The sequence below is a fragment of the Sulfitobacter sp. M05 genome (assembly GCF_029285175.1).
In the GTDB taxonomy this organism is placed as follows: domain Bacteria; phylum Pseudomonadota; class Alphaproteobacteria; order Rhodobacterales; family Rhodobacteraceae; genus Sulfitobacter.
Genome location: NZ_JABEDH010000001.1, coordinates 214,984 through 240,064, shown reverse-complemented (window position 1 = coordinate 240,064; position 25,081 = coordinate 214,984). Strand labels below are relative to the sequence as shown.

Sequence of the window (25,081 nt, the reverse complement as noted above, 5' to 3'; positions counted from 1 at the left end):
CCCTAGCATCGGGTGGCGACCTTACCGGAGAAACCACCCATGCCCCGCATTGCAACAAAACCCGAAGACCTGCTCAGCCAATCCGAAGCATTGAAATTGTCCGGGCTGGAATTCATGCAAGCCATTCTGGACGGCACCAACCCCGGCCCGCCGATTGGGGCGACCATGGGCTATACCCTGCATGACCTCGAAGAAGGCCGCGCAGTGTTTCGCGGCACCCCCGAATTCAATGTCACCAACCCGATGGGCACCGTGCATGGCGGCTGGTACGGCACTTTGCTGGACAGCGCGATGGCCTGTGCGGTGATGACGCGCGTGCCCCGCGGCTCGATCTATACCACCTTGGAATACAAGATTAATATCCTGCGCGGCATCCCGCTGGGTATGCAGATTGATTGCGTTGGTGTTACCGACCACGTGGGCCGTTCAACCGGTGTGGCACATGGCGAAATCAGAGGCGTCGAAGATGGCAAACTATATGCCACCGGATCAACAACCTGCATCGTGATGAAAATCGCCTAAAACGTCTCAAGCTCTACTCGAAACCCGATCGGCGCGGTTCCGGCTTCAGATAGTGCCGGTCCCCGCCTGATCCGTCTGCGGCACCGATGTTGTGCCCGACGTCTGCGCGGCCTGACGCTGTGCAATACTCTCGTGAAGCCTCTCTGACGGGTCCTGTCCGACAATCCGTTTGCGCCGTGACATCAGCACCCTGCCATGGCCGCGCCATGTGCCTCTGGCGGGGGCTGTCGCATCTTGCACATAGCGGGCGCGCCAGTCCGGCGGCAACGGCAAACCGCAGAATTCCGCCTGCTCCAGCATCCAGACTAACGGAATATTGGCAAGCGGGCGCGCGGCCTCGAAACCGCCCAGCTGGCCGCCGACATCGCCATGTGCCCCGGGAAACCAAACCTGTTCTACCCGCCCCTCAAACCCTGAACGGCATTCCCACAATACCGGCGAAAAGGCGACGCGGGTCTCGTCATGGGCAAGGGCATGAAACCCGTTGCGCACCCCGTGACTTAGGTCGTGATTGTGAAACGCATGAAGATGTTCAGACAGACGCCACAACACCGGCGCGTTAATGCCCAGAGACTTTACCGTATCCCAGACGCCAATCATCTCGATTTCAATAGTATCGTGGCAATAGGCGGCGTGAAACGATGCCTTGGTGGCCTCTGCGGGGCTGCATTCATAATGGCGATACGCCAGCCGAATATTGCGCGGCGTGGCATGTTCTGCGCGCAACAGCCCAACCCGATCAATCACACCGGCCAGTGACCGCACCGCATAGGCCCCACGCGAATAGCCAAACAGAAAAATCCGATCCCCGGGGCGATAGCGCGACGCAAGCCAACCATAGGTCCGCCGGATCAACCGGTTGATCCCCTTGCCAGAAGCCACATCCAGAACCGAACGCCAGTCATCCCACTGCAATCCCGCCTCATAATAAAGCGAAACCGCAGTGCCGACTTCTTTCAACAGCATATAGGTGCGCGCCGCGTTGGTCTGATGCAGCGGCGCAAGCGAGGACAACGTGCCATCCAGCACAATCACATGGGTTGTCGGTCCCCGGAAGGCGGGAATGCCCGCCCCCTGCCGGTCGCCGGATGTGTTATTCTGCCGCGATCCGGCCCTCATTCAAAAGCTCCCACACGCGATGCGGCGTAAAGGGCATATCCGCCTGCCGCACCCCTTGATCCCATAGTGCATCCTGCACCGCATTTGCCACCGCGGCCATGGCCCCGACGGTTCCAGCCTCACCACAGCCCTTCATGCCCATGATGTTTGCGGTCGATGGTACTGGCTCCGAGGTAAAGGAAATGTAAGGAAGATCTGCGGCACGGGGCATTGCATAGTCCATAAACGATGCCGTGAGCAGCTGACCGTCCTCGTCATAGACCACCCGCTCCTGCACGGCCTGCCCAACCCCTTGGGCGACACCGCCATGTACTTGCCCTTCGGCCAGCATCGGGTTGATAAGATTACCAAAATCATCCACCACCGTGTAGCGATCTGTTGTGACAACGCCGGTTTCCGGGTCGATCACCACCTCAGCAACATGTGCGCCGTTGGGGAAACTGCGGGCTGGCAATGTCGCGCGTTCGTGATGGCTTAGCAGGTCGTCGCGTCCTTTTTCGCGCGCCATTTCCGCCATCTCCAGCATGGTTGGCGTCAGGTTAGACCCCTCCGCGCGGAACCGTTCATCATCAAAACTGATCTCGCTGGCCGGCACGCCCATTTCCTCGGCAAGGAACGCCGCAAAGCTCTCGGTGATCTTGGCCACTGTTGCCAAGGTCGCGTTGTTCTGCGTGGTAACGGAACGTGAACCGCCCGTACCGCCACCTGTTGCAATCAGATCGGAATCGCCCTGAACAACGCGGATACGCGCTGCCGGAATGCCGGTTTGATCTGCGAGGAACTGGGCATAGACCGTTTCATGGCCCTGCCCGTTTGACTGGGTGCCGACATAAATCGTGACGCTGCCGTCCTCTTCGAACACCACCTTGGCCCCTTCGCTGGGGTCACCCAGAATGCTCTCGATATAATAACACAAACCCTGCCCGCGCAGCAGCCCACGCTCGGCGTCTGCCGCTTTGCGCGCAGCAAACCCCGCGTGGTCCGCCTCTTGCGACATCCGCGTCAGCAAACGGTCGAAGTCCCCCACATCATAAGTTTCACCTGTCGCCGCTGCATAGGGAAACTGATCCGCTTTGATAAAGTTGATCCGGCGCAATTCCCATGGGTCCACGCCAAGCTCGCGCGCCGCCCTGTCAATCAAGCGCTCAAGCACATAAATCGCCTCGGGCCGCCCCGCCCCGCGATAGGCATCCACCGGCACGGTGTTGGTGTAATAGCCGTCAACCTGCAACCAAGTGGTCTGCACGTCATAGACCCCGGTCAGAACCCGGCTGAACAGCTGCGTTTGAATGAACTGGGCAAACTGCGAATTATAGGCCCCAAGGTTACATTTGCTGACAACGCGATAGGCGGTGATCCGGTTGTCCGCATCGAAAGCAAACTCCGCCAGAGAGGTCAGGTCGCGCCCACCATTGTCGGTCAACATGGCCTCGGTCCGCTCAGACATCCAACGCACCGGACGGTCCAGCACACGTGCGGCCTGAGCGACACAAAAATATTCGTTGTAGGTCATCGACTTCATGCCGAAACCGCCACCTGTATCAGGGTTGGTAACCCGCACTTTGTCGTCGTCCAACCCAAAGGCCTTCGCGATATAACCCTTGTGAACCCAAACCCCCTGCCCGTTATTGGCCACATGCACACGTCCGTCGGCCCATTCGGCATAGCAGCCGCGCGGTTCCATCGAATTGACGATAATCCGGTTGTCATCCACATCCAGCGATACGGTTTTCGCCGCCGCCTGAAAGGCCGCTTCGGTTGCGGCCTCATCACCCATTCCCCAATCCATCGCCTTGTTGTCCGGGGCTTCGGCGTGCAGGGTTTCACCCCCTGCCGCCACATCAATCTTGGCCGGCAAATCATCCACATCAAACATGATCAATTCAGCCGCATCGCGCGCCTGCGCAATACTGTCAGCAACAACCACCGCGACCGGCTCCCCGACATAGCGCACACGGTCTTTCGCCAGCATCGGACGCAATGGTGCCGCCCCTTTGGTGCCGTCACGGTTGTCAATCAGCGCACCGGCCATGGCAATATCCATACCAGCGGCTTCCAGATCCGCACAGGTCAGCACCAGATGCACACCATCACTCTCTGCCGCCTCTGCCACGTCAAGTTCGCTGATTACCCCATGCGCCACAGGCGAGCGGAAGAAAAACGCAACCAACGCCCCCTCCGGCGCGATATCATCAACATAGCGCCCCTCGCCTGTCAGAAACCGCACATCTTCGGTCCGGATGACCGACTGACTTTTACCAAATTTATCCATGTCTCAGTGCCTCTTCCCAGGTGTCTGTCCCCCCCAATGACATAACTGTCCGGCACGCGTTGTCCAGCCCACCCTTTCCCTTCGCCGCAACGTCCGTTAGATCAGCAAACAAACGTGATTGAGGATCAAGAACCATGGCTCTGGAAAAGAACTTTAACGCCGCCGAGGCCGAAGCCCGCCTATACGCCGCCTGGGAAAAGGCCGGGGCCTTCAAGGCTGGCGCAGGTCCGCGCACCGGCCCGCAAAAGGACGAAACCTTTTCGATCATGATCCCGCCGCCCAACGTGACGGGCGTGCTGCATATGGGCCATGCCTTTAACAACACACTTCAGGACATTTTGATCCGCTGGCACCGGATGCGCGGCTTTGACACGCTTTGGCAGCCCGGACAGGATCACGCCGGCATCGCCACACAGATGGTTGTTGAACGCGAACTGGCAAAAGACCCAAGCAACCCGTCCCGCGCCGAAATGGGCCGCGAGGCGTTTCTGGAAAAGGTCTGGGACTGGAAAGCAAAATCCGGCGGCACGATCATTGATCAGCTCAAGCGCCTCGGTGCCTCCTGCGACTGGGACCGCAACGCATTCACCATGTCCGGCGCTCCCGGTGCCCCCGCGGGCGAGGATGGCAATTTCCACGACGCCGTCATCAAAGTCTTTGTCGAGATGTACAACAAAGGCCTGATTTATCGCGGCAAACGTCTGGTGAATTGGGACCCGCATTTCGAAACCGCCATCTCCGATCTTGAGGTCGAAAGCACCGAAGTTGACGGCCACATGTGGCACTTCAAATACCCACTCGCGGGCGGTGCCACCTACACCTACGTCGAAAAAGACGAAGACGGCAACGTCACGCTTTCCGAAGAACGCGACTATATCTCCATCGCCACCACGCGCCCTGAAACCATGTTGGGCGACGGCGCGGTTGCCGTGCATCCCTCGGATGAACGCTATACCTCCATCGTCGGCAAACTCTGCGAAATTCCGGTTGGCCCCAAAGAGCACCGCCGCTTGATCCCGATCATCACCGATGAATACCCTGATCCGACATTTGGGTCCGGCGCGGTCAAGATCACCGGTGCCCATGATTTCAACGACTACGAAGTCGCCAAGCGCAACAAAATCCCGCTTTATGCTCTGATGGACACCCGTGGTGCCATGCGCAGCGATGGCTTGCCCTATGATGCCGCCGCCGCCCGTGCGCAGGCAATTGCCAACGGCACCGAAGAAGCGCCGTTTGACGCAACAGAGATCAACCTTGTGCCCGAAGATTACCGCGGCCTTGACCGTTTCGACGCCCGCGCCAAGGTAATCGCCGACATCACCGCAGAGGGCCTCGCCGTGATGACAGCCCATGACGATCCGCGCTTGGGCAAACCTGCGAAAAAGAAAAAAGGCGACGACGCGGAAGAGATCGACACATCGCCCGTCCCGCTGGTCGAAGCCAAAAAGATCATGCAGCCCTTTGGCGACCGCTCCAAGGTTGTCATCGAACCCGCGCTGACGGACCAGTGGTTCGTTGCCACCGACAAGATCGTGCAGCCCGCGATTGACGCCGTGCGCAATGATGAGGTGCGCATCCTGCCCGAGCAGGACAAAAAAGTGTATTTCCACTGGCTGGAAAACATCGAACCATGGTGTATCTCGCGCCAGTTGTGGTGGGGGCATCAGATTCCGGTTTGGTACGGGCTGAACCTGAACGGGAACGGCTTTACCGACGATGAAGGCGACGGCGCATTGGACATGGTCGAACTGTCCCGCCTGCTGTTGCAACAGTCCCTCCCCGAAAGCAGCGATCACCACCACTGTGCCGCCGATTTTGATGCGGTCAGCGAAAGCTTTGCTGATGTCTTGGTAAAGCTGCCAACACCGTTGAACCATGCCCGCGTTGTCGAAGTCGCCTCGCGCAGCGAAGCCATGCATGTTTTGGCAGAAAGCCTTGCGGTCTATACCGGCAGTCAGGACCCGACCGATATCGTCTATCCGGTTTGGCGCGACCCCGACGTCCTCGACACATGGTTCTCCTCCGGCCTCTGGCCCATCGGCACGCTTGGCTGGCCCGAGCAGACCGACGCGCTGGATAAATACTTCCCCACCTCTGTGTTGATCACTGGTTTCGACATCATCTTCTTCTGGGTCGCCCGTATGATGATGATGCAATACGCCGTGGTTGATCAAAAACCTTTCGACACCGTCTACGTCCACGCGCTGGTGCGGGATGAGAAGGGCAAGAAAATGTCGAAATCCCTCGGCAATGTCCTCGACCCGCTGGAATTGATCGACGAATTTGGCGCGGATGCGGTGCGTTTCACCGTGACCTCCATGGCCGCGATGGGGCGTGATCTGAAACTGTCCACCGCCCGCATCACAGGCTACCGTAACTTCGGCACAAAACTGTGGAACGCCCACCGTTTTGCCGAAATGAACGGGGTCTTTGAAATGCACCAGGCGGTGCACGGGGGGTGTACGGGGGGTGTACGCCCGGCACAGCCTGTCGCGACGCTTAACAAGTGGATCATCGGTGAAACCGCGCGGGTGCGTGAAGAGGTCGATGCGGCCCTCACAAACTTCCGGTTCAACGATGCGGCCAACACGCTTTATGCCTTTGTTTGGGGCAAGGTCTGTGACTGGTATGTGGAACTGTCCAAACCCCTGTTACAGGATGGCGCCCCCGAGGCCGAAGAGACCCGCCAGACGCTGGGCTGGGTGCTGGATCAATGTCTGGTCCTGCTGCACCCGATCATGCCGTTCATCACGGAAGAACTGTGGCAAGCCACTGTAAACAGGGATGAAATGTTGGTTCACAAAGAGTGGCCCAACTATACTACGGCGGATCTGCTGGACGTCGATGCGGATCGGGAATTGAACTGGGTCATCGGCTTGATCGAAGCGATCCGGTCTGCTCGTGCGCAGATGCATGTGCCTGCGGGCCTGAAGGTGCCGATGATCGTCACCGAGATGGACGAAGCCGCCAAGGGCGCATGGGACCGCAACGAGGCCATGATCAAGCGCCTTGCACGGGTGGAAAGCCTTGAAAAAGCGGATGTTTTCCCGAAAGGCACGGTTGCGATTGGTGCCCCCGGTGCCACCTTTGGCCTGCCTTTGGCGGGGTTGATCGACATCGCCGAAGAGAAGGCGCGTTTGCAAAAATCGCTGGATAAGCTGGGCAAGGAAATCGGCGGTTTGAAAGGCCGGTTGAACAACCCCAAATTCGCCGCTTCCGCCCCCGCCGATGTTGTCGCAGAGGCGCAGGGCAATCTGGATGCGCGTCAGGAAGAGGCCGACCAGTTGCAGGCCGCGTTGGATCGTCTGGCGGAGATGGAATAGCACCCTCCCGCCTGCGGGTCGGGCAGGATTGAGTTTAAGGGCAAGATGAAGCCCCGATGTGGCACGCCGTAACGGGCGTGCCACCTTTGTTTTCAGTGGGTTATTTAAAGACAGCCGGGCGTTTTCCCATTTCAGCGGCAATCACTTCCATCTGGTGAGGTTTGCCAATGAGGTCCGCCTGAATGCTGGATTCTGCCGCTAGGACGGTTGCCGGATCCTGCGTTTCCGCAATGCCGATCAGGCGTTTGGCGGCGCGGATACCCGAGGGGCTTTTGCCGGCAATTGTGGTGGCCAGCGTGGTGGCTGCGGCCAACGGATCTTCGGCGATTTCCGTGATCATCCCCCAATCAGCGGCTTGTTCGGCGCTGATTTGTTCCGCCGTATAAGTCAGGCGGCGCAGCACGTCCGAGCGCACCAACCGGGGCAGCAGAACCATGCCGCCCATATCCGGAACGATGCCCCATTTCATTTCCATCACGGCAAAACGGGTATCTGGCGCGGCGATACGGATGTCGGCCCCCAGGGCCAGCTGCATACCCGCACCAAAACACACCCCGTGGAGGGCCGCGATCACCGGAATCTCCATGCGTGACCAGATCAGACAAAACTCCTGCCACTGGTTTGTCGTGCCTTCGCCATGGGTGCGCGGATTGATCACCTCGGCAGGGTCTTTGCCCATCATCGTCGACAGGCCGGTAATGTCGATGCCGGCACAAAACGCCCGTCCCTCACCAGACAGCACCACAGCACGCGCATCAGAGGCTGCAACCTCCTGACCGGCTGCGATCACCTCGTCGATCATTGTCTGGTCGACGGCATTCATCTTGTCGCTGCGGGTCAGGCGGACGAATGCGATGTGGTTTTCATATGTAACTGAGACGTGGGCCATGGAATCCTCCGGTTTTGGTTGGAGGGACTACACCGTATTCGCCTTGAGCGGGCCAGCGAAACGTGGCGGAAAATCAAGGCACCAGCCGGTCAATCGCCCGCATCATGCCAAGGCTCTTGTCGTAGACCAATGTCAGAATACGGCGTGCCGGCGGCCTTGTAAGTGCGACGGGAACGGTACGCACGGCACCGGCGGCGGCTGTGGCGGCAATAAAACCGCGGCGGGTAAATTTGGCCATGGTGATGGCTCCTTGGGTATTTGCGAACCATTCTCATATAAGTGCTGCCGGGCCGATTTCCACCCCCTTGCCCCTGCCGCATCCCGCGCCTATCACCAATGTTATGACAGAATATCGCCTTACCCCGCTTGCTCAATCCCTGCCTGCAACTGTCCCTTTTGTCGGGCCCGAAGCGCAGGAGCGCAGTATGGAACGCCGGTTTACGGCACGTTTAGGCGCGAATGAAAATGTCTTTGGCCCCTCACCCGAGGCCGTCAAGGTCATGGCCGAGACGGGGCATTGGATGTACGGCGACCCCGAAAGCTTTGAGTTGCGTCAGGCCCTTGCAGCGCATCACGGCACAACGATGGATCATATTATCGTCGGGGAAGGTATCGACGGGCTGTTAAGCTATGTTGTGCGGCTTTTTGTGGCGCAAGGCGACACGGTGGTCACCTCGGACGGAGCCTATCCCACGTTCAACTACCATGTCGCAGGTTTTGGCGGTGAATTGCACAAAGTCCCCTATCTGGAGGATCACGAAGACCCCGAGGCCCTGTTTGCCAAAGCGGCCGAGGTGGATGCCAAGCTTGTTTATCTTGCCAACCCGGACAACCCGATGGGATCATGGCACACAGGGCAGGACATTGCCGCCGCGATGGACAGGTTGCCGGCACGCAGTTTGCTGTTGCTGGATGAGGCCTATGTCGACACAGCCCCAGAAGGCACGGCGCTGCCGCTGGGTTGGGGTGATCCACGTGTCATCCGTATGCGCACCTTTTCAAAGGCTTACGGTCTGGCGGGCGCGCGTGTCGGATATGCCATCGCGGCACCGAAGTTGATCACAGCATTTCACAAAGTTCGCAATCACTTCGGCATGAATCGCGCGGCACAGGCTGGGGCGCTGGCTGCTTTGCAGGACCAGGAATGGCTGGCCACTGTGCAACAGCGTATTGCGCAGGCGCGTGACGAGATTACGCGTATTGCCCGCGAAAACGGGCTGGTTTCGCTGCCATCGGCGGCGAATTTCGTAACCCTTGACTGCGGTGCTGACGGGGCATTTGCCAAGGCCGTGCTTGACGGTCTGGTGCAGCGCGGCATCTTCGTGCGGATGCCCTTTGTCGCCCCGCAGAACCGGTGCATTCGCGTCAGCTGTGGCGCACCCGACGACCTCAAGGCCTTTGCCGCAGCCTTGCCTCAGGCCATTGCTGACGCAAAAGAAAGCTGACGTTAAGAAATTGCGGTGTATAGTTTGGCCATCACAAGCCGGAACAACCGATGCGCGACAATACTGACCGCCCCGCTGCACCAAACTTTACCCACGCCTGCGTGGTGATGTTCGGCATCAATCTCACATGGATCCTAATGGTGATCTGGGCCGTCTGGGGGATTCTTGCGGTGGCAGTCACGGGCTGGCTGCTCAACCGAATTATCAACCGGATCGCCGGTCCTTGCGCCTAGGCATTGCCTCTTCAAGGTGCCAAAGTCATTCCCAAAAAAGTCTAACCACCACTCATCACCTGCGCGGCGGCATCCAATGCGCCGGTTCCATGCTCGATCCCAAGGGCGCGCATACCTGTCTCAATACCGCCAAGCGTGCCCATAACCATCTGGCCATTCACATGCCCCATATGTCCAAGCCGGAAAAAGCCGTGCCAGGCCGGATCGCCCGGCATTGCCATTCCCAAACCGACCCCCAATGTCAGGCCAAGCTCCTTTTCAACCCAATCGCGCAGCGCCGTTGCGTGCGGGGATTGCAGTTGCAGCGCGGTCACCGCGTGACTGCGGTGCGCGGGATCCGCGACATTCATTTCAAGACTGCCTTCTGCGCCCCATGCCGCACAGGCCGCCCAGACCGCGCGGGCCAGTACCTCGTGGCGCGCCCAGACGTTTTCAATGCCCTCGGCGTGGATCATATCTAGGGCGGCGCGCAGCCCATACAGGTGATGGGTCGGGGCAGTACCGCCATGATATTCGAAAAACTCCTGCGGGTGGGCGCGCGGGGTCCAATCCCAATACCAGCTGACCCGCGGCATTTTTGCACGCACGGCGTCGGCCTTGTCGTTGAAGAATACGAACGACATGCCCGGCGGAACCATCAGCCCCTTTTGGCTGCCCGTGACCATAATATCCACGCCCCAATCGTCCATCTCGAAACGATCACACCCCAGCGACGCAATGCAATCCGCCATCAACAGCGCCGGATGGTCAACAGCATCCAGCACCTTGCGCAGCGCGGCGATGTCATTTCGGATCGACGTCGATGTATCCACATGAACGGCCAGTACCGCCTTGATCTCATGTGATTTATCGGCCCGTAGCGCCGCTTCGATACGGCCCATGTCCATCGGGGATTTCTTACCGAAATCCAACGTTTCAATCACCGCCCCCAGTGATTTGGCGGTTTCCCCCCAGCCGACCCCAAAACGGCCCGTCGCCGGCAGCAACACCTTATCTCCCGGCTGGATCACATTGGCCAATGATGCCTCCCATGCGGCATGACCATTACCGATGTACATCGCCACATGATGCCTTGTGCGGGCCACCCGCTTCAGATCATCCACCAGCGCCGGCATCATATCCACCAGCTCTCCGGCGTAGATATTCGGGGCCGCACGGTGCATGGCTTGCAAAACCGCATCGGGCATGACCGAGGGCCCGGGAATGGCGAGATACGAGCGGCCATGCGCAAGGTTCGGTGATTTGGACATGAGGCAAGCCTTTATCGAAGTGGTGATTTCAGAGCAGTAGGTTTTCGGCGAGACTATGCCCCCTAAAACCGGCGTCAACCACTGATCGTCCGTCGACCGCCGGCTTGCTCAACTAGCGCCACATGCTTAGAGATAAACGCAGTTTTTTAAATGATTAAGTGGTACCATGCCGATGAATGACCAGACCTACACATCCAAAGAGCTGTTGGCATGGCTGTGGCGGGACTATCTGAAAAAGCATCTGGGGCTGATGGTGCTGGCGCTCTTGTTCATGGTCATCGAAGGGGCCAGCCTTGGCGCATTGGCGCGGCTGATGGAGCCGATGTTCGACCGGGTATTTGTTGCCGGGCAACAGGATGCGCTGATCTGGGTGGGCCTGACCCTAATCGGGATTTTCATTCTGCGCGCGATTGCCGGGGTTAGCCAGAAAGTGCTGTTGACCAAGGTTGCACAGGGCACAGCCGCCGATCTGCGGATTGATCTGCTGGAACGGATGATGCAGCAGGACGGTGCCTTTCACCAAAGCCACCCACCCGGGTTCCTGATCCAGCGGGTGCAGTCGGATGTGAACGCTGTCGGGGATGTCTGGCGGGCCGTCATCACCGGCGCGGGGCGTGATTTCATCGGTTTGCTGGTGCTGCTGGGGGTTGCGGTTTCGATAGATCCGGTCTGGGCGCTGATGGCCTGTATTGGCATTCCTGTCATGGTGCTGCCCGCGGCCATGGCACAGCGATTTGTGCGCAAAAGGGCCCGTGAAGCGCGAGATTTGGGGGCCGATCTTGCCACCCGGCTGGACGAGGTTTTTCACGGCATTGTTCAGGTCAAGCTTAACGCGCTGGAGGCGTATCAGACACGCCAGTACCGCAGCCTGACCGGACGGTTTATCGACACCGAAGTGCGCGCCGCTTTTGGCAATGCCGCCATTCCGGGCATGGTGGATATCCTGTCGGGCATCGGCTTCATGGCTGTGATCCTTTATGGCGGCTCCGAGATCATCTCGGGCGACAAGACCATTGGTCAGTTCATGACGTTTTTCACCGCCATGGGTTTTGCCTTTAGCCCGCTGCGGCGTCTGGGGGGCATCGCCGGCCTATGGCAGATCGCTGCTGCCGCGCTGGAACGAATCCGCGAATTGCTGGATGCACCGGTCCGCCTGAAAGATCCCGTCACGCCGCTACCAGCCCCGACGGGCACTCCGGAAATTGTGTTAGAAAATGTCGGACTGTCCTATGGCGAAACCAGAGTGTTGAACCAACTAGGCTTTACCGCCAAGGCGGGCGAAACAACCGCGCTTGTCGGCGCATCAGGCGCGGGGAAATCAACTGTTTTCAACATACTGACGCGCCTTATTGACCCACAGACCGGCACCGCCACATTGGGCGGGGTGGCGTCAACACAGATGAAGTTGACGGAATTGCGCAATTTATTCTCCGTGGTCACCCAAGAAGCCTTGTTGTTTGACGCAACCCTGCGTGAGAACATCGTACTGGATTGCAAAGACGTGACAGAAGCGCGCCTGCAAGAGGTATTGGAAGCCGCCCATGTTGCAGATTTCCTGCCCAATCTGGAAAACGGGCTGGAAACGCTTGTTGGCCCGCGCGGCTCTGCCCTGTCGGGGGGCCAGCGGCAACGCGTGGTAATCGCCCGTGCCCTGTTGCGCGACACGCCGATCTTGCTGCTGGACGAAGCCACCAGCGCGCTGGATGCGCAATCAGAGCAAGTTGTGCAAACCGCACTGGACCGGTTGTCAAAGGGGCGCACAACGCTTGTCATCGCCCATCGTCTGGCCACCATCCGCAGCGCTGACAAGATTGTCGTTCTCGATCAAGGGCGGGTTGTCGATGCTGGCACACATGACGCTTTGCTGGAGCGGGGCGGGCTTTATGCCGATTTGTATCGCTTACAGTTTAAAGACGGGCGGCAAGCCCCTGAAACAATGGCAAAACCGGCGATCAGCAAAAAGGATGGCAAATCCGCAGCCCCGCGGCGCAGCCTTTGGCGGCGGCTGTTCGGTTAACGCCGATACTGCGCCGCAAGCGCGGCAACATCCGCCCCCGCAAAGTACCGCAACAAGGTCACAAGGTTGCGACCGCCGCGCCTGATCCAGCCCTGACGTCGGTATTTATCCGCGCTGGTTCTGGCAACAGCATCCAAGGCCACAAGCCTGCCCTTCAGCGCGCGGGCAATGGCTACATCCTCCATCAAAGGTTGGTCGGGAAAGCCGCCCACCTGTGTATAGAGTGCGCTTGAAATCAACAGCCCCTGATCCCCATAGGGCAGGCCAAACCGGCTGCGCAGATTGGCCCAGCCAGCCACCATGCCCGCCGCAACGCCGCTGTGGTCAAACGCCAGCCTGAACCACGCAGCCTGTTCGGGCTGCGCCAGATGGGCCTGCGCCCGCTTACTCCAGCCTTCTTGCAAAACCGTATCGGCATGAACCACCAACAGCCAGTCACCAGTCGCCGCGGCACATCCGCGGCGCAGCTGCCCGCCCCGTGAGGGCGCGCCATGGGTAATCTCAGCGCCCCAAGCCTGCGCAATTGCGCCGGTTGCATCGGTCGACCCCCCATCACTGACGATCAACTCGCGGATCACCCCAGCGTCGACCCCTTCCATCAATCCACCTAGACAAGCCGGCAGGCTGTGTTCTGCGTTGAATGTTGGAATGATGACGGAGATCGGCGCGCGCATGGTTGCCCCTTTTCGTGTGACGTGGGAACACTATATCGCATCTGCACCTCGAAAGGACAGCACCCATGACCAACCGCCGTATTCTGCGCCTGACCGGTGCCGATACCCACGACTTCCTGCAAGGGCTGGTCAGCAATGATGTGGGCAAGCTGTCCACCGGTGCGGTCTATGCCGCGATGCTGACGCCGCAGGGCAAATATCTGGCCGATTTCTTCTTGATCCCTGACGGGGATGATGTCCTGCTGGATGTGGCTGAAACACTGGGTGACATGCTTGCTCAGCGGCTGGGCATGTACAAACTGCGTGCAGCGGTAACAATTGAAGCCAGCGGATTGCACCTGCATCGTGGGATGGATGAAACGCCCGAGGACGGGTTTACGGACCCGCGGGTACCGGAACTGGGCTGGCGCGCCTATCGCGCCGCGGCCCAGACCGTTGACACTGTGGACTGGGACGCGTTGAGGGTGGCGCATCTTGTGCCGGAAACCATGGTGGAACTGACGCCCGATACCTTCATCCTCGAAGCCGGCTTCGAGCGGTTGAACGGGGTCGATTTCCGCAAGGGGTGTTATGTTGGTCAGGAAGTAACCGCCCGGATGAAACACAAGACCGAGCTGCGCAAAGGTTTGGCGCAGGTTGATGTGGGGGGAGAGGCCCCCATCGGGACAGAGTTGATCGCAAACGGTAAATCTGCCGGTAGGTTGTTCACCCAGTCTGGCGGCAAAGGCATTGCCTACCTGCGCTTTGACCGCGCCACAGGCCCAATGACGGCGGAATCAGCGCAGGTCACATGGGCAGCGCCGACGAAAAGTACCTAAACTTGTGCAAAAGCCCCGCTGCGGCAATCGCAATCGGGGCTTTCCCAATGATAACAGTAGATTACGTTGCGTAATCTGTGATCAGTTTAGCGGACCAAAATCAGGCGCGCTCAACGTATTCCATGGTCTCTGTGTTTACGACGATATCTTCGTCCTGACCCACGAAAGGCGGCACTGAAACCTTAACACCATTGTCCAGAATGGCGGGTTTGAAAGAATTCGCTGCTGTCTGGCCTTTGACCACCGGCTCCGTCTCGGCAATCTTGCAAACCACTTTCTGCGGCAAGGAGGCGTTCAAAGCTTCGTCCTCGTGATACTCGACGACAACCATCATACCATCCTGAAGGAACGGGCGACGCTCGCCCAGAAGTTCCGACGGCAGCTGCACCTGATCGTAGGTGTCAGTGTCCATCAAAACCAGCATCCCACTGTCTTCATACAAGAATTGCTGATCTTTTTGTTCCAGACGCACCTTCTCGACCTTGTCGGCAGAGCGAAAACGTTCGTTCAATTTCGATCCGTTGCGCAGGTTGCGCATCTCGACCTGGGCAAAGGCACCGCCCTTTCCGGGCTTTACGTGGTCCACTTTGACCGCAGCCCAAAGGCCGCCGTTATGCTCCAGAACGTTTCCGGGGCGAATCTCGTTTCCGTTAATTTTAGGCATGAGGCAAAACCAAGGCAAAAGGTTGATGAAAGGATAGCTCACCCTATATCTGGCGTAGCGGCACCCTGCAAGCGCACGAAATATCGCGGGCCAACCCCCTAAGATATGCGCTGACAGCATGGCTGCTATGTGATTGGGCTATATCCGAATCGATAGTTTTGTTTCATAAGGAACGCCAAGCCCGAATGACAAGAGCAAGAATAACCGAAAGGACGACGAGTTGAGAGATTTCGTTGACGGCACCGCTTTCAATAACGAGCAAGGCAACCGCGCCCGCAAGCTTTTCGCAGCTGTGGTACTTGCCGCGCTGGACGATGCGATTGCAGATGACAAGAAGTATGGCAACGGCCCCGAGCAGATCGCCCGCTGGGCACGTTCCCGCGATGGCCGTGAAGTTTTGAGCTGTGCAGGTATTGACCCGAACGAGCGCGTAGTATCCGGGTTGATGGACTTTGTTGGCAAAGGTGTGCGCACCTCTGTTGCTCTGTCCCGTGAAGAATCCGAGCGGCGCAACGCCGCACAACAGGCCGAAGCCGCCTGATCAAATATCCCACTTTCTGGGACAATGGACGCAGCCCTTGGGCTGCGTTTTTTTGTTGCCGCAAGGGATTACGTCGATTTGCAGCACCGGCACGCATCTGCCCCCTTTCGCACCGTCTAAAACTACGCCAGTTTGCCCGGAAACCAGACGGGGGCCACCGATGACCAAAGCCATCATGATCCAGGGCACCGGCAGCAATGTCGGCAAATCCATGATTGTCGCAGGCATCATCCGCGCCTGTGTACGGCGCGGCATGGCCGTGCGCCCTTTCAAACCACAGAACATGTCGAACAATGCGGCGGTAACAGCGGACGGTGGGGAAATCGGGCGCGCGCAGGCGTTGCAGGCCCGTGCTGCCGGCGTTGCCCCGCATACAGATATGAACCCGGTGTTGTTGAAACCCCAGTCGGCAACCGGGGCGCAGGTGATCGTGCAGGGCCGTATTGCCGGCCATCAGGAGGCTGCGGCCTTTGGCAAGAGTAAGACCGCATTGATGCCCTCGGTGCTGGAGTCCTTTCACCGGTTGGCCCGCCAATGTGATCTGATCGTCATCGAAGGTGCGGGCAGCCCTGCGGAAACCAATTTGCGCAGTGGCGACATTGCAAACATGGGTTTCGCAACAACGGCCACAGTGCCCGTAATCCTGATGGGTGACATTGACCGGGGTGGCGTAATTGCACAGATCGTCGGCACCCAAGCGGTAATGGATGCAAACGATAACCGGCAGGTTCGCGGTTTTGCCGTCAACAAGTTTCGCGGTGACCGCAGCCTGTTCGATGCAGGGCGTGACGACATCGCGCAGCGCACCGGCTGGCCAAGTCTGGGGGTGATCCCGTGGTTTGACGCTGCGCACCGTCTGCCTGCCGAAGATGTGATGGACCTGCCCGCGCGCGCACACTCGGACGGATCGGGCTGTGTCATTGCCGTGCCACGACTGCCACGTATCTCAAACTTTGACGACCTTGACCCACTGGCCGCCGAACCCGGTGTTGACCTGCGTATCATCATGCCCGGCACCCCCCTGCCCGCCGATGCCGATCTGATTGTCCTGACCGGCAGCAAGGCGACAATTGCTGATCTCGCCGCCCTGCGCGCCGAAGGCTGGGACATTGATATCGCGGCACATATCCGGCGCGGCGGCCAGGTTTTAGGAGTCTGCGGCGGATATCAAATGCTGGGCAACAGTATCGCCGATCCGCATGGCATCGAAGGAGCCCCGTCAACCGTTGCAGGGTTGGGCCATCTGGACGTAGAGACCGTGATGGCACCAATCAAACACCTGTCCGAGAAACATGGCACCCACCCGGCAAGCGGAACAGCCCTGTCAGGGTATGAAATTCACATCGGCGAAACCTCTGGGGCGGACACGGCACGCCCGTGGCTGCAATTTGACGACAAACCCGAAGGGGCCACCAGCCGGAACGGCGCGGTTCAAGGGTGTTACATGCACGGGCTGTTCAGCTCTGACCCGTTTCGGGCGGCATTTCTGGCCGAACTCGGTGCGGGATCATCGCTGCGGTTTGACGAGGGCGTCGAAGAGACGCTGGACGCGCTGGCCGATCATGTCGAAAAATACTTCGACATTGATCTGATGCTTGAACTGGCAGGCGAAGTTTAAGGGGGCTGCCCCTATTCCAGCTCTTGGGCGGCCAATGCGCGATGGATTTCGCGCCGTACCAGTTTGCGCACATTACGGGTGATCCGTTCACCCAGCGCACCCTGAAGTTCCGCCCGTACGATTTCCGAAACCAGATCGCGCAGCGCCTCTTCATCAATCAACTGTTCCTCGGCTGAGTAGGCAAAACTGTCTGCCTCAGGCGGAGTGGTGTCTTCGGCAGCGGTTTCTTCTGTGGCGGATGTCTCCGGCGCGGGCGACGCAGGTTCTTCCGTCCGCTTGGCCGTCTCTGATTTGGCAAAAAACTCTTCAAGCTGGGCTTCCATCACCTCAAGGGTTTCGCCCTGTTCTTCGGCTTCCAGCTCAGGATCTGCCGGTTCTAAGGCGGCGGCTTCTGGGGCTGCGACCGGTTCATCCGCAGCTTTCGAGGCAGCGGGATCATCTTCCCACTGCATCGCCGCAGCTTCGCTACCTGCATAATCACCGTCACCCGCATCGTCAGGCTCCCAAGTATCGGAAATCTGGCCGATGGCCGTTTCCAGCGCGGCGATTTTGGCGGTTAGTGCAACAGACTTATCCGATGACATCGACGGATCAAGCGCAAGCGGCTCGGACCGTATCGAAGCGGTATCTGCGGTGTCGTCCTGCGCCACGTCAGATGCCAACTGTTCATGCGCAGCATGCTGGGGTGCATCCCCCTGCCCCGCTAACGAAGTTTTGTTAAAAGCCGCAGTTGGCGACAGGTGCAATACGGCATCCTGATCCTGCGGTTCATCCGCGCGATGGTCCTGGCTGCCGCCGAAGTCGATATGCGTTGTGGTGCCATCGCCATCCGGATCGGCGTCATCGTCAAAATGATAGGGGTCGGTTGAATAATCCTGTGCAGGGTCATCAAGTGCCCCGTCCGCTGTCACATCATCAAAAAGCTCTGTGCCAGCATCGTCTTGCTGAGATTGTTCCTGCGGCAGTACGCGCGGGGCAAAAATATCCAGCGGCATGTCATCTGTAACCAGATCATCAATACTGGCACCGCTACCGCTGTCTGCTTTACGCGCCGTTTCTGAGACCGGTTCTTCTTCCGGCGATTCACTCACCCGCAAGGCCGGGGTAAGAACCAACCGGTCGGTCATCGGCTGGGGCCGCGCCGAATCAACGTGCCGACCTGAAGAGGCACCGTTTGAATCAACCTTGGAAATTTGAACAGGACGGTTGTCTTCTGATACCAGACGACGGATCGAGGACAGGACATCCTCTACCTCAGCATTTGTAACCGGGTCGGACATTGAATTTACCACTCTTTTCTCGTGTGCAGGCTAACTCCAGATAGAGCTTCACACAATGGGTCGCAGAAAATTGTCAGTCTTTTTGCAGTGCCCGCAAAACACGGTCCAGCTTCTTGCCCTGTTTCGATCTCTTTGCCGGGCTGTCCTTGACCAGATTATAATATTCAGCCGGATCATAAATTTGTACTGGCAGCCGCAGATCCTTGGCGGTGAGACGTCCAGTCGACAGCAGAATATTATAGGCCGCGACATAGACGCTGACCCGCGCCGAAACCTGCAAGGACCGCGCATCCAGCAACGACTGCTCTGCATCCAGAACGTCCAGCGTGGTCCGCGCGCCTAACGTCGCCTCTTCGCGGATACCACGAAACGCGATACTTGCGGCACGCACCTGACGTTCCGAAGCGGCAAGCTGTGCCTTGACGGTGTCCAACTGTGCATAGGCGTTGCCAACACTCTGCTGGACGCTGTGACGCACCACATGAAGGTTGCCCCGCTGCGCATCGGCCCGGGCTTTCGCCTGACGGTTGGCAGAGGACAGCGCCCCACCCTGATAAATCGTTTGTCCCGCCTGAAGACCGATAGACCCACCACGGTTGAATTCACTGGTTCCAAGGTTTTCAGTAATCCCCAGACGCCCGTTCAGGCTGATCTGCGGTTTCATACCTGCTTCGGTCGCACGCACCAGAAGATCGGCTGCTGCCACCTGATGCTGGGCCCCGAGCATTGAAGGATGCCGGCGCACGGCGATTGCCTTGGCCTTCTTCACGCTTGGTTCGACAGCAGGTACGCTGGGCGGTTGGCGCAAACGTCCGGGTTTGCGCCCGATGACGTTGCGGTATTCCTCGTTGGCGGAGACCAGTGAACCCTGTGCCGACGCCAGTCCGCTGCGGGCCTGCGCCAGTTGCGCCTGTGCCAGCGCCACATCTGTGCGGGTTACTTCACCGACTTCGAAACGGTCCTGTGCGGCGCGCAATTCCTGCGTCAGCAGACGCACGTTGTTCTGGCGCAAAGCTACGAATTCCGAGGCTTCGATGACGCCCATATAGGCACGGATCGCACGCAGCAGCACCTGTTGTTCGATGTCAATCAGCGCTTCGCGGGTGGCAAGGACGGTTTCCTTGGCCGCCTCGACACGCAGCTGGCGCGCGCCAAAATCGTAAAGCACAAGTTCGGCTGCCAAGCTGAGTGCGGCGGTCAGATCATCGTTGTCGATGGTCACAGGGGACGCGCCTGTGCGCACTTTGCCAAAATTCTGGGTAAGCCCCGCAGACCAGCGCACCACCGGTTTCAGCGTGGAAACGGCACTTGCCACATCTTCATCAGCGGCCCGCAGCAGGGCGCGGTTCTGATCCAACAGGCCAGAATGGGTGTAGGCCCCAACCAAAGCATCCGCCAGCGTTTCCGCACTTGCCACGCGTGGGGAAACCACCGCCATTCCAAGCGCGACAACGCCGATTGTACAAGTCTTGGCCAGTCGGCGCATTCCGAGGGGCATTTTTTCGATCTGCATGGGTCTCGTGACCTTTTTACTGTTTAATCGCCGCCTGCCCCCGGCAGACGGCATGACTGTCTAAGTCGATTTCAAAGTTGGAATGCGACCTTGGCTTTAAAGCCGTCAAGCACCGGCGCAGCCGCGTTGAAAGCCATCCGCCAGCTGATTTGCCCGCCGCGCTTGTGGCCAATACGCACCTCACCCAGCTCGCCCTCCATAAAGAGTGCCGCGATGCGACCGCCGTCTTTGAGTTGCTCCAGAAGCGCCGGCGGAACATCGCTTACCCCGCCTTCGATGACAATCACGTCGTATGGTCCGTGTCCGGCTGCACCCTCGGCAAGTGCGCCGGTATGCACGATGACATTGTCCACACCTTCCTGCATCAGGGTCTCGACAGCTTCCTGAGCCATCGCCTCGTCTTCTTCAACGGCGACAACCGCTTCGGCCATATGGGCAATAACCGCCGCAGAATATCCCATTGCACAACCGACATCGAGGACCAGCTCGTCATTTGTGATGGCCAGTACATCCAGCATCTTGGCCAATGTACGCGGCTCAAGCAGGACACGCCCCTGGCCCAGCACAAGATTTTCGCCCACATAGGCGGCCTCGCGGCTGGCGGCAGGCACGAAAGCTTCGCGCGGGACGCTCAGCATGGCGTCAATGATCGGGAACTTCGTTACATCCGAAGGCCGGACCTGTGTATCGACCATCATAATGCGTCGGGCGGTGAAATCACTCATTTGGTAAACTCATCCGTTCAGATTCTATTTCCCCAGATGTGCCACATCCCGCAGCGCTCAGCAACGCCCACTTGGTTCACTTTCGCGCATCATACGGCTTGCAGCGGCAAAGCTGATCGGTTAGCAAGCAAAAACCACTGGTCGGCGAGTTGGCGGAGTGGTTACGCAGCGGATTGCAAATCCGTGTACACCGGTTCGATTCCGGTACTCGCCTCCAATAAAATCAATCACTTAGCTCTCTCCTTTAATTGCCCCATCGGGGTCGTTTACAATAGCGTTTACAGTTTTGCCCTCGCGGCGCTGCTTTTCGCGCTGCAGTAAGTCGAGGACTTCCGCGCTTTCAGCAGGCGAAACGGCGGCATAATGTTCGATGACTGCGGCGGCGTAGCGAAGCGACCAACCCATGTGATTTGCGATTTGGTTGAGCCCCAGGCCTGCTCTTAGAAGCCGTGTGGCCGCTGTACCGCGCGTATCTTGGAGCCTCCCCGCAAGATCTACGAACGATCGGTTTGTCGCAATGGCTGCGACGATCATGCATGATCAATGATATGGTCGAAGGTCACCCAATCGAACTTTAGGTTATACTCTGGCCAAGAACACTGCGAATCCAATGAACTGTTGATTGCTCACCATGATGCTCTGTGTCGCTGACCTGTTCGACAAGCTCTGCCAGACTGTTAAGAGCGCGATATTGATCTACCGGCATATCGCGCGTCCCTAAACTGACGCTTAAATATTCATACTTTTTATGACACTGGGCGCTGCCGCCACATGCGTTCGCAAGTGTTTCAACGGTTTGAGCAGGAACTTCCCAGCCCGGACGATCCGGCCACCGGTCCTGAGATTTTTCGCCCCTAGCGGTGCATTCGGGATAGCAGTTTTCCTTCTCGCGCTTCGATCACATCATCATCTGGCAATAGGCCGCCAAGATCTTCTCAGCTTCAAGATCTTCAACCTCCGCCGCCGCCTCGCGCTTGTTCGCCGTCGATCAACAGCCAATCAAACCCCGCCCCCGCCGAGATTTCGGCGATGTAGGGATCGGCAAGACCCATCCAGCAGCCAAGTTGCAATTCACCTTTGGCGATGGCGTGTTTGAACAGATTGTGCGGTGCGGGCATGGCCTTTTCCTTTAAGCGAATGAAATGTCGACGTGGCCGAAACTGCCAAAGTCGGCGTTGATTTGCGCCCCTGAGGGGCATTCGACGGGACGAATGAAACTGCCCGACAGAATGATCTGACCGGGTTCGATGCTTTGGCCGTATTGCGCCATACGACGCGCCAGCCAAACGACGCTTTCGATGGGGTCGTTGAGAACCCCTGCCCCAAGACCGGTTTCCTCAACTTCACCATTACGAGACGTGATTGCCCCGACCCAGCGCAAATCGAAGGCATCAATCGCGTGTTTTTGTGGCCCCAGAACGACGCCAGCATTGGCGGCATTGTCGCTGATGGTGTCAAACACCTTGCGGGTGGCACCCGTGTCAGGATCGGCCCGCAAAATGCGCGTGTCGAGGATCTCAATGGACGGCGCGACATAATCCGTGGCCGCGATGACATCGGCGCGGGTGACGTCTGCGCCGCCAAGCGGTGACTTTAAGACAAAGGCGATCTCTGCCTCAATGCGCGGCTGGATGAACCGGCCCGCCGGAACCGTCGCCCCGTGATCGAACGCCATATCGTCGAACAGGATACCGCTGTCAGGAATGTCGATGTTGAGCGCATATTGCATCGCCTTGGACGTCAGCCCGATCTTCCAACCGATTACGCTGCGTCCCTCGGCCAGCTTGGCGCGGTAAATCGCGTTTTGCACAGCATAGGCATCGTCCATCCCCATTTCAGGGTGAGATTTGGTCAATAGGCCGATTTGCTCACCTGACTTCTCTGCCGCTAGAAGATCGGCGGCGGCTTGCGCGTGATCTTGCGGCGTCATGGGCGTTCATCCTCAACCGTGTTGCGCAGGGTGCCGATGCCGTTCACCTCAACCTCGACCACATCACCGGGTTTCAGGTATTGCGGCGGATCAAGGCGTGCGCCGGACCCTGTGGGCGTACCTGTGACGATGATATCACCGGGCTGTAGCGTCATGAACGTCGAGATATATTCGATCTCTCGGCGGATCGGGTGCATCATGCGGGACAGCACATCGTCTTGGCGCACTTCGCCGTTGACGCGGGTAAGGATACGGGCGTCGTCCAACTGGGCGGCATCCTTGAACGGTACCAACCACGGACCGATAGACCCAGAATTGTCCCAGTTCTTGCCTTGTGTGACGTTGAATTTTGCGTGACGAACCCAGTCGCGGATCGTGCCTTCGTTACACAGGGTCAGGGCTGCGATATGATCGTAAGCGTCCGCCTGCGAAATGCGGCGGCCCGCCTTGCCGATCACAATCGCGACTTCGCCTTCGTAATCGAGCGTTTCGTTTTCCGGCGGGCGGATCAGCGGGCGATTGTGGCCGGTAAATCCGCTGGCAAAACGTGGAAACAGCGACATGTATTTGGGTTGCTCTGATCCGTCTTTATATTCCGCATTCCGATCCGGGAAATTCACGCCAACGCATAGGATACGCGGCGCATTGGGCAGCACCATTTCAAACGTAAAGTCGGTGTGCGTGACAGGCTGGCCCTGCGCGGCACTCGCCAGTGTATCCAGTCCATTGGCCCGAACCACGTCCAGCAGTGTAGGCCATTGCGGATGCGCGCCGTCCAATGCGATCATTCCCTCATCCGTGACAGCCCCATAGTGGATCTGGCCGCCCGCTGAATATGTAGCAAATTTCATGTTATCTTCTCCATTACGTCTTGGATCACGGCCTTGGCCATCATCACATCATCGCGTGTCGTATCGAACTGCCCCACCTGAAAGCGGATTACTTTACGACCCTGAAACGATCCTTGGGTCAGGTAAATTCGCCCATCATCATTCAGCGCGTCCACCAGTCGTTGCTGCATCAAATCATCACCAGGGCAGCGAAAGGAAAACAGGCTCAGGATCGGTTCACTGGCGATTTCAAACCCGTCGAGCGCGCGGATTTCTTCGCACAGCTCATGGGCCCAAGCGACGTGATTGCGGATGCGTGTGCGCAGCCCGTCCAGCCCGTAAGACCGGATCAGGAACCAGATTTTCAGCGCTCGGAAACGCCGGCCCAGCGGGATTGTCCATTCAGAATAATTGGTGACCGCATCGCCTGTGGTCTTGAGGTATTCAGGTTCGATCTTAAGAGTGTTCAGCTGCGGTGTCGCTTCGTGCAAGAACTGGACAGAACAATCAAACTGCGCCCCGAGCCATTTGTGTGGATTGAACACGATACTGTCGAACAGATCGGCACCGTCCCAAAATAGATCACGAAATTCAGGACAGATCATCGCAGACCCCGCCCAAGCCGCATCAAGATGTGTGTAAAGATCATGGGTCTGCGCGATCTTCGCGACACTGCCCAGATCATCGGATGCACCAATGCCCGTTCCACCCGTGATTGCGATAATACCTGCCGGAGTATGTCCAGCGGCAATGTCATCACGGATCGCGTGGTCCAACGCGGCTGTGTCGATGCCGTAGTGCGGCTCCACAGTCGGTATCTTAACCAGATTAAACTGCCCGATCCCCGCGACCCAACAGGCGCGGTCAATGGACGAATGTACCTGATCCGAACAGTAAATGCGCAGATTGCCTTTGTTCGCCAACCCATCCCTGTTGCCCGTAAATCCGGTCGCCCGTTCCCGCATGGTCAACACGGCGGACAATGTTGCAGATGATGCGCTGTCTTGGATGACGCCGGTAAACCCGTCGGCCAACCCAAGCGCTTGGCGCAGCCAATCAACCATTACGCCTTCGATCTCGGTTGCGGCGGGGGATGTTTGCCACAACATACACTGCGCGGCGACAGTGTTGACCAGCTGTTCGGCCAGCATCGACGGAGGGCTGGCGTTGGCAGGGAAGTAGGCGAAGAAACGTGGGTGCTGCCAATGGGTTATTCCCGGCATCACGATGGTTTCAAAATCGCGCAGGATTGTCGCCATATCTTCGCCAGCGTCAGGGGGCGTGGGCTGAACCTGCGCCGCAATCTCACCTGCTTTCGTTTGAGCGCGCACGGGGCGGTCGCGCAGCGTTTTGTGATACTGCGCACCCCAGTCCGATATATGCTTGCCCCAATGTGTGAACTCGTCCCAATCCAT

The 25,081-nt window shown here is 58.5% G+C and carries 23 protein-coding genes and 1 tRNA gene; 9 read left to right on the top strand and 15 right to left on the bottom strand.

The annotated features are described in order from the left end of the window. Positions 1 to 39 precede the first annotated feature (39 nt). Positions 40 to 522 carry a PaaI family thioesterase gene (locus HKX44_RS01185; protein WP_276149479.1) on the top strand — a complete coding sequence of 161 codons (483 nt, stop codon included), beginning with the start codon at positions 40 to 42 and terminating at the stop codon, positions 520 to 522. A 45-nt stretch (positions 523 to 567) separates the two neighbouring features. Here HKX44_RS01185 and HKX44_RS01180 read toward each other — a convergent pair whose 3' ends face one another. Together HKX44_RS01180 and HKX44_RS01175 are read right to left on the bottom strand one after the other, a co-directional pair. Then, a complete protein-coding gene (locus HKX44_RS01180; RefSeq protein WP_276149477.1) occupies positions 568 to 1,641 on the bottom strand; it encodes a DUF2235 domain-containing protein in 1,074 nt (357 codons plus the stop codon). After that, positions 1,616 to 3,913, bottom strand: coding sequence for a xanthine dehydrogenase family protein molybdopterin-binding subunit (locus tag HKX44_RS01175; RefSeq protein ID WP_276149476.1), 2,298 nt, complete (start codon positions 3,911 to 3,913; stop codon positions 1,616 to 1,618). The genes HKX44_RS01180 and HKX44_RS01175 overlap by 26 nt, the downstream gene beginning before the upstream one ends. Before the next feature lie 134 nt (positions 3,914 to 4,047). On the opposite strand from HKX44_RS01175, the gene HKX44_RS01170 reads away from it, so the two are divergent. Further along, the gene (locus tag HKX44_RS01170) at positions 4,048 to 7,239 is read left to right on the top strand and encodes a valine--tRNA ligase (protein WP_276149475.1); all 3,192 of its coding nucleotides are present in this window, start codon (positions 4,048 to 4,050) and stop codon (positions 7,237 to 7,239) included. A 100-nt stretch (positions 7,240 to 7,339) separates the two neighbouring features. Here the strand turns inward: HKX44_RS01170 and HKX44_RS01165 are convergent, their stop codons facing one another. Then, positions 7,340 to 8,128, bottom strand: coding sequence for a crotonase/enoyl-CoA hydratase family protein (locus tag HKX44_RS01165; RefSeq protein WP_276149474.1), 789 nt, complete (start codon positions 8,126 to 8,128; stop codon positions 7,340 to 7,342). A gap of 73 nt (positions 8,129 to 8,201) precedes the next feature. Further along, on the bottom strand, positions 8,202 to 8,366 hold the full coding sequence (locus HKX44_RS01160) for a Tat pathway signal protein (RefSeq protein WP_276149473.1): 165 nt from the start codon (positions 8,364 to 8,366) through the stop codon (positions 8,202 to 8,204). Positions 8,367 to 8,469: 103 nt separating this feature from the next. On the opposite strand from HKX44_RS01160, the gene HKX44_RS01155 reads away from it, so the two are divergent. Both HKX44_RS01155 and HKX44_RS01150 read left to right on the top strand, forming a co-directional pair. After that, positions 8,470 to 9,573, top strand: a complete 1,104-nt coding sequence (locus HKX44_RS01155; RefSeq protein ID WP_276149472.1) for a pyridoxal phosphate-dependent aminotransferase — start codon at positions 8,470 to 8,472, stop codon at positions 9,571 to 9,573. A gap of 50 nt (positions 9,574 to 9,623) precedes the next feature. After that, positions 9,624 to 9,806: a hypothetical protein gene (locus tag HKX44_RS01150; protein WP_276149471.1), complete on the top strand. Its 183-nt coding sequence runs from the start codon at positions 9,624 to 9,626 to the stop codon at positions 9,804 to 9,806. Between the two features lie 41 nt (positions 9,807 to 9,847). Here HKX44_RS01150 and HKX44_RS01145 read toward each other — a convergent pair whose 3' ends face one another. Then, positions 9,848 to 11,056: an aminotransferase class V-fold PLP-dependent enzyme gene (locus HKX44_RS01145; RefSeq protein WP_276149470.1), complete on the bottom strand. Its 1,209-nt coding sequence runs from the start codon at positions 11,054 to 11,056 to the stop codon at positions 9,848 to 9,850. A gap of 172 nt (positions 11,057 to 11,228) precedes the next feature. Between HKX44_RS01145 and HKX44_RS01140 the strand changes: the two genes are divergently transcribed. Further along, positions 11,229 to 13,073 (top strand): ABC transporter ATP-binding protein, encoded by a 1,845-nt coding sequence (locus HKX44_RS01140; RefSeq protein ID WP_276150773.1) that lies wholly within the window; start codon positions 11,229 to 11,231, stop codon positions 13,071 to 13,073. Here HKX44_RS01140 and HKX44_RS01135 read toward each other — a convergent pair. Continuing rightward, positions 13,070 to 13,747 carry a TIGR04283 family arsenosugar biosynthesis glycosyltransferase gene (locus tag HKX44_RS01135; protein ID WP_276149469.1) on the bottom strand — a complete coding sequence of 226 codons (678 nt, stop codon included), beginning with the start codon at positions 13,745 to 13,747 and terminating at the stop codon, positions 13,070 to 13,072. The genes HKX44_RS01140 and HKX44_RS01135 overlap by 4 nt on opposite strands. Positions 13,748 to 13,812: 65 nt before the next feature. Here HKX44_RS01135 and HKX44_RS01130 point away from each other — a divergent pair, with 65 nt between their 5' ends. Next, the gene (locus HKX44_RS01130; RefSeq protein WP_276149468.1) at positions 13,813 to 14,565 is read left to right on the top strand and encodes a folate-binding protein; all 753 of its coding nucleotides are present in this window, start codon (positions 13,813 to 13,815) and stop codon (positions 14,563 to 14,565) included. 100 nt (positions 14,566 to 14,665) lie between these two features. Here the strand turns inward: HKX44_RS01130 and efp are convergent, their stop codons facing one another. Then, positions 14,666 to 15,229, bottom strand: a complete 564-nt coding sequence (efp, locus tag HKX44_RS01125) for an elongation factor P (RefSeq protein ID WP_276149467.1) — start codon at positions 15,227 to 15,229, stop codon at positions 14,666 to 14,668. 220 nt (positions 15,230 to 15,449) lie between these two features. Between efp and HKX44_RS01120 the strand changes: the two genes are divergently transcribed. After that, positions 15,450 to 15,770 carry a DUF6280 family protein gene (locus HKX44_RS01120; protein WP_276149466.1) on the top strand — a complete coding sequence of 107 codons (321 nt, stop codon included), beginning with the start codon at positions 15,450 to 15,452 and terminating at the stop codon, positions 15,768 to 15,770. Positions 15,771 to 15,930: 160 nt separating this feature from the next. Then, the gene (locus HKX44_RS01115) at positions 15,931 to 17,388 is read left to right on the top strand and encodes a cobyric acid synthase (RefSeq protein ID WP_276149465.1); all 1,458 of its coding nucleotides are present in this window, start codon (positions 15,931 to 15,933) and stop codon (positions 17,386 to 17,388) included. Between the two features lie 11 nt (positions 17,389 to 17,399). Here HKX44_RS01115 and HKX44_RS01110 read toward each other — a convergent pair whose 3' ends face one another. The 3 genes from HKX44_RS01110 to HKX44_RS01100 all read right to left on the bottom strand — a co-directional run bounded on the left by HKX44_RS01110 (position 17,400) and on the right by HKX44_RS01100 (position 20,906). After that, positions 17,400 to 18,668, bottom strand: coding sequence for a hypothetical protein (locus tag HKX44_RS01110; protein WP_276149464.1), 1,269 nt, complete (start codon positions 18,666 to 18,668; stop codon positions 17,400 to 17,402). 73 nt (positions 18,669 to 18,741) lie between these two features. Continuing rightward, on the bottom strand, positions 18,742 to 20,154 hold the full coding sequence (locus HKX44_RS01105) for a TolC family outer membrane protein (RefSeq protein ID WP_276150772.1): 1,413 nt from the start codon (positions 20,152 to 20,154) through the stop codon (positions 18,742 to 18,744). Between the two features lie 98 nt (positions 20,155 to 20,252). Next, entirely contained in the window at positions 20,253 to 20,906 is a 654-nt protein-coding gene (locus HKX44_RS01100; protein ID WP_276149463.1) for a protein-L-isoaspartate O-methyltransferase, read from the bottom strand. Positions 20,907 to 21,049: 143 nt separating this feature from the next. Between HKX44_RS01100 and HKX44_RS01095 the strand changes: the two genes are divergently transcribed. After that, a tRNA-Cys gene (locus tag HKX44_RS01095) sits at positions 21,050 to 21,123 on the top strand. Positions 21,124 to 21,137: 14 nt separating this feature from the next. Here HKX44_RS01095 and HKX44_RS01090 read toward each other — a convergent pair. The 5 genes from HKX44_RS01090 to HKX44_RS01070 all read right to left on the bottom strand — a co-directional run bounded on the left by HKX44_RS01090 (position 21,138) and on the right by HKX44_RS01070 (position 25,081). After that, positions 21,138 to 21,440 carry a hypothetical protein gene (locus HKX44_RS01090; RefSeq protein WP_276149462.1) on the bottom strand — a complete coding sequence of 101 codons (303 nt, stop codon included), beginning with the start codon at positions 21,438 to 21,440 and terminating at the stop codon, positions 21,138 to 21,140. A gap of 416 nt (positions 21,441 to 21,856) precedes the next feature. Beyond that, a complete protein-coding gene (locus HKX44_RS01085) occupies positions 21,857 to 22,024 on the bottom strand; it encodes an aldolase/citrate lyase family protein (RefSeq protein WP_346348160.1) in 168 nt (55 codons plus the stop codon). Positions 22,025 to 22,035: 11 nt separating this feature from the next. Beyond that, positions 22,036 to 22,836, bottom strand: coding sequence for a 2-oxo-hept-4-ene-1,7-dioate hydratase (gene hpaH / locus HKX44_RS01080; RefSeq protein WP_276149461.1), 801 nt, complete (start codon positions 22,834 to 22,836; stop codon positions 22,036 to 22,038). After that, positions 22,833 to 23,687, bottom strand: coding sequence for a fumarylacetoacetate hydrolase family protein (locus tag HKX44_RS01075; RefSeq protein WP_276149460.1), 855 nt, complete (start codon positions 23,685 to 23,687; stop codon positions 22,833 to 22,835). The genes hpaH and HKX44_RS01075 overlap by 4 nt, the downstream gene beginning before the upstream one ends. Next, the gene (locus HKX44_RS01070) at positions 23,684 to 25,081 is read right to left on the bottom strand and encodes a pyridoxal-dependent decarboxylase (protein ID WP_276149459.1); all 1,398 of its coding nucleotides are present in this window, start codon (positions 25,079 to 25,081) and stop codon (positions 23,684 to 23,686) included. The genes HKX44_RS01075 and HKX44_RS01070 overlap by 4 nt, the downstream gene beginning before the upstream one ends.

What these genes read in the sequence shown, in the direction of transcription:
- HKX44_RS01185 (WP_276149479.1), top strand. Translation starts at nt 40, where the DNA reads ATGCCCCGCATTGCAACAAAACCCGAAGACCTGCTCAGCCAATCCGAA.
- HKX44_RS01180 (WP_276149477.1), bottom strand. Translation starts at nt 1,641, where the DNA reads ATGAGGGCCGGATCGCGGCAGAATAACACATCCGGCGACCGGCAGGGG.
- HKX44_RS01175 (WP_276149476.1), bottom strand. Translation starts at nt 3,913, where the DNA reads ATGGATAAATTTGGTAAAAGTCAGTCGGTCATCCGGACCGAAGATGTG.
- HKX44_RS01170 (WP_276149475.1), top strand. Translation starts at nt 4,048, where the DNA reads ATGGCTCTGGAAAAGAACTTTAACGCCGCCGAGGCCGAAGCCCGCCTA.
- HKX44_RS01165 (WP_276149474.1), bottom strand. Translation starts at nt 8,128, where the DNA reads ATGGCCCACGTCTCAGTTACATATGAAAACCACATCGCATTCGTCCGC.
- HKX44_RS01160 (WP_276149473.1), bottom strand. Translation starts at nt 8,366, where the DNA reads ATGGCCAAATTTACCCGCCGCGGTTTTATTGCCGCCACAGCCGCCGCC.
- HKX44_RS01155 (WP_276149472.1), top strand. Translation starts at nt 8,470, where the DNA reads ATGACAGAATATCGCCTTACCCCGCTTGCTCAATCCCTGCCTGCAACT.
- HKX44_RS01150 (WP_276149471.1), top strand. Translation starts at nt 9,624, where the DNA reads ATGCGCGACAATACTGACCGCCCCGCTGCACCAAACTTTACCCACGCC.
- HKX44_RS01145 (WP_276149470.1), bottom strand. Translation starts at nt 11,056, where the DNA reads ATGTCCAAATCACCGAACCTTGCGCATGGCCGCTCGTATCTCGCCATT.
- HKX44_RS01140 (WP_276150773.1), top strand. Translation starts at nt 11,229, where the DNA reads ATGAATGACCAGACCTACACATCCAAAGAGCTGTTGGCATGGCTGTGG.
- HKX44_RS01135 (WP_276149469.1), bottom strand. Translation starts at nt 13,747, where the DNA reads ATGCGCGCGCCGATCTCCGTCATCATTCCAACATTCAACGCAGAACAC.
- HKX44_RS01130 (WP_276149468.1), top strand. Translation starts at nt 13,813, where the DNA reads ATGACCAACCGCCGTATTCTGCGCCTGACCGGTGCCGATACCCACGAC.
- efp (WP_276149467.1), bottom strand. Translation starts at nt 15,229, where the DNA reads ATGCCTAAAATTAACGGAAACGAGATTCGCCCCGGAAACGTTCTGGAG.
- HKX44_RS01115 (WP_276149465.1), top strand. Translation starts at nt 15,931, where the DNA reads ATGACCAAAGCCATCATGATCCAGGGCACCGGCAGCAATGTCGGCAAA.
- HKX44_RS01110 (WP_276149464.1), bottom strand. Translation starts at nt 18,668, where the DNA reads ATGTCCGACCCGGTTACAAATGCTGAGGTAGAGGATGTCCTGTCCTCG.
- HKX44_RS01105 (WP_276150772.1), bottom strand. Translation starts at nt 20,154, where the DNA reads ATGCGCCGACTGGCCAAGACTTGTACAATCGGCGTTGTCGCGCTTGGA.
- HKX44_RS01100 (WP_276149463.1), bottom strand. Translation starts at nt 20,906, where the DNA reads ATGAGTGATTTCACCGCCCGACGCATTATGATGGTCGATACACAGGTC.
- HKX44_RS01090 (WP_276149462.1), bottom strand. Translation starts at nt 21,440, where the DNA reads ATGATCGTCGCAGCCATTGCGACAAACCGATCGTTCGTAGATCTTGCG.
- HKX44_RS01085 (WP_346348160.1), bottom strand. Translation starts at nt 22,024, where the DNA reads ATGCCCGCACCGCACAATCTGTTCAAACACGCCATCGCCAAAGGTGAA.
- hpaH (WP_276149461.1), bottom strand. Translation starts at nt 22,836, where the DNA reads ATGACGCCGCAAGATCACGCGCAAGCCGCCGCCGATCTTCTAGCGGCA.
- HKX44_RS01075 (WP_276149460.1), bottom strand. Translation starts at nt 23,687, where the DNA reads ATGAAATTTGCTACATATTCAGCGGGCGGCCAGATCCACTATGGGGCT.
- HKX44_RS01070 (WP_276149459.1), bottom strand. Translation starts at nt 25,081, where the DNA reads ATGGATTGGGACGAGTTCACACATTGGGGCAAGCATATATCGGACTGG.